Source organism: Pseudomonas sp. P5_A2_2 (assembly GCF_054177685.1).
The window spans coordinates 1-2,123 of sequence record NZ_JBGCUL010000787.1 but is presented as its reverse complement, the minus strand read 5'-3'; the positions used below and the strand labels follow the sequence as shown (position 1 = coordinate 2,123).

Annotated in this window: 4 protein-coding genes and 1 pseudogene; 3 read left to right on the top strand and 2 right to left on the bottom strand. The window is 52.9% G+C overall.

Features of this window, described 5'->3' with window-relative positions; translation table 11 throughout:
- The first annotated feature begins 230 nt into the window (after window positions 1–230).
- From ACXRVY_RS25690 to ACXRVY_RS25680, 3 genes and pseudogenes are all read left to right on the top strand, one after another.
- Window positions 231–377 carry a hypothetical protein gene (locus ACXRVY_RS25690; RefSeq protein WP_223462687.1) on the top strand — a complete coding sequence of 49 codons (147 nt, stop codon included), beginning with the start codon at window positions 231–233 and terminating at the stop codon, window positions 375–377.
- A 6-nt stretch (window positions 378–383) separates the two neighbouring features.
- Entirely contained in the window at window positions 384–803 is a 420-nt protein-coding gene (locus ACXRVY_RS25685; RefSeq protein WP_223462686.1) for a type II toxin-antitoxin system YafO family toxin, read from the top strand.
- A gap of 1 nt (window position 804) precedes the next feature.
- Window positions 805–999, top strand: a pseudogene (locus tag ACXRVY_RS25680) (transporter substrate-binding domain-containing protein); the annotation flags it as partial.
- A gap of 69 nt (window positions 1,000–1,068) precedes the next feature.
- Here the strand turns inward: ACXRVY_RS25680 and ACXRVY_RS25675 are convergent.
- Window positions 1,069–1,290, bottom strand: coding sequence for a hypothetical protein (locus ACXRVY_RS25675; RefSeq protein WP_458238592.1), 222 nt, complete (start codon window positions 1,288–1,290; stop codon window positions 1,069–1,071).
- Between the two features lie 105 nt (window positions 1,291–1,395).
- Window positions 1,396–1,776, bottom strand: coding sequence for a DUF6124 family protein (locus tag ACXRVY_RS25670; RefSeq protein WP_223462688.1), 381 nt, complete (start codon window positions 1,774–1,776; stop codon window positions 1,396–1,398).
- Between the last annotated feature and the right edge of the window lie 347 nt (window positions 1,777–2,123).

Below are 2,123 nucleotides of genomic sequence, written 5' to 3'. Positions count from 1 at the left end.
GCCGTTGGTTCAGCTACGGCACATCGGGGCCGGAGCGAGACAAACTCATTAAAAAAGCGATGTCCTACACAACACTCAGAAATGTCCATGCGCTCAAGTATTGCTGCACTTTTGTCCCGAAGACTATAGTCCAAGCTACACCCGCATAGCATGCCGACCCGCTCGGTTTGCCCGGATTCCATTAATCAAATAAGCTGACCAGCATGCATACACATCCATCGGAGGCGCCCATGGCCACCACCAAAAAAACCGACAAGCCTCGCAGAAAGGTCATCCATAAAGAACTGACGTTTCTGGATGTGCGAGAGGCCGCGCGTGATGGGCAGAAGGTATTCGATGCGTTTGTGATTACTGGCAAGCTTCCTATTACAAAGTAGGCCTGGATGCCGGCAGTCAAAATCGCGGCAATTTTCCAAATAGTAAAACACTGGGAAACAATTGCCGCACAGTTCTACAACTACAAACTATTCGGCGATCTGCCTGACATTTTCGGTAGAGACGAAAGACTTGATCTGAGCGAAATGCATAATGTTCACCTCGCGAGCTCAGAAAAAACACAAACCCGCTGGGCAAAAATCAGTCGCCAGTATTATCGAACCTCACGTGCTGATGATCCAGACAATGACTTCTGGCTCATCTACGCCTACTACGACTTCAGAGATGAATATCTGCTGCTGACAGTTATCGGGCCGGATGCTCACAATCGAAAGGAATGGGGTTCGTTCTTACGCATGATGCGTGGGGAAATCGTAGAGCCCTGGATTGTAGGGCGAGTCACTTTCCCTGACCTGGATGATCTTTGATAAACAGAAGCTCAAACCCGGCCTGTGCGCCGTCAACCCCACGCACTACCTGCAATACGGCGAAAAAGCCTACCTGCTGCCCCGCGACGACATCACCTGGAAGCTGTACRTCGATCAATGGCTGCACCTGGCCAAGGCGACGGGYAATTAYCAGAAGATTYTGCGGCAGTGGCTGGCGGTRCCTCGCGCGAAGTAATGGACCGTATTTATCGCACAAAAAAGGGCGCTCCCGTRGGAGCGCCMTTTTWTCATTGCGGWCCGCRTATCAATCGTCGTGCARCAAYCCYGAACTGTATTCGCCGAAGCTATTGCCGAGCGCGCTGCCATGGAAATTCATCTTGGCGGCATTGCTGTTGGTCGGCCCCGGGCCAAARCCGGCCGGCTGCACCGAGTCGRTCGAATAATCGCTATGGGAGCTCRCACCGGAACAGGCACTCAGCAACAAAGCACCGGCAATYAGCGAAACTTTGACGAGGTTTGCGATCATTTTTTTATTCCTGTGGGTTGAGGCGCGAGGACGTGACCTCCAGCGGTCATSCTATGCCTCAYTTCAACGACACATCATGAAACTTTTCGGCAAGTCAGCGTTGGTTCAGGAACCGTGCGCACCTGGCGATACCTCACCCCCACTGCCTTGCGGATCGACATTGTCCAATGCTCGATTCACCAACAACTCCCCGACCACCGCCAGTTGCTGAATCGACAGCGCCAAACTGCGGGTTGAACCTTCGAGCTTGCAAGCCAGGTCAGTCGTCAAGACGTTCAACGATGCAAGGGTTTCGCAGGCATGACACAGGAGCGTTTCAGTATCGACATTGGGAAGAATGGTGAACACATGGCAGACGGGATCAGCGTGGTTCGGGTTTCGCAGGCGTTTGCTGACCACCCGCTGAGAGTCAGTGGATAGTTGAGGAAGATCGAGAGAATCGGAAGCCATTGCGGTTTCCGGAGGGTCAGGCGTGATCTTTTTCATCGTTTTCGTTCCTAGAATTAACCAAAGGAACTGCCAGCATCACTTCCACATGATGGGGTGGCAGCTGTGCACGGGTGTGGAAGACCGGGGATCTAGGAACCCGACGCACTCGAAAGTGCCCCGCGCACAGCCGCCATAATTTAACAGCAGACATGAAAAAAGCGCCTGCTTAAATTTAGGTGGCGCCCTGTGCGCCTAGATCTTGTGAAGGGCTTCCACACCCTTGTCGCTGAATTTGCAGCGACGGAGGGAGGTTAGCCGGGTGATCAGCGGGAGGGCAATATGGGCAATGGGGACGCGACTTGAGGGAAATCTCCTACTTTTTCGTGATGTTATCAACACAATAC

Excerpts from the sequence above, each read along its gene's own strand:
- ACXRVY_RS25690 (WP_223462687.1), top strand. The coding sequence starts at position 231 with ATGGCCACCACCAAAAAAACCGACAAGCCTCGCAGAAAGGTCATCCAT.
- ACXRVY_RS25685 (WP_223462686.1), top strand. The coding sequence starts at position 384 with ATGCCGGCAGTCAAAATCGCGGCAATTTTCCAAATAGTAAAACACTGG.
- ACXRVY_RS25670 (WP_223462688.1), bottom strand. The coding sequence starts at position 1,776 with ATGAAAAAGATCACGCCTGACCCTCCGGAAACCGCAATGGCTTCCGAT.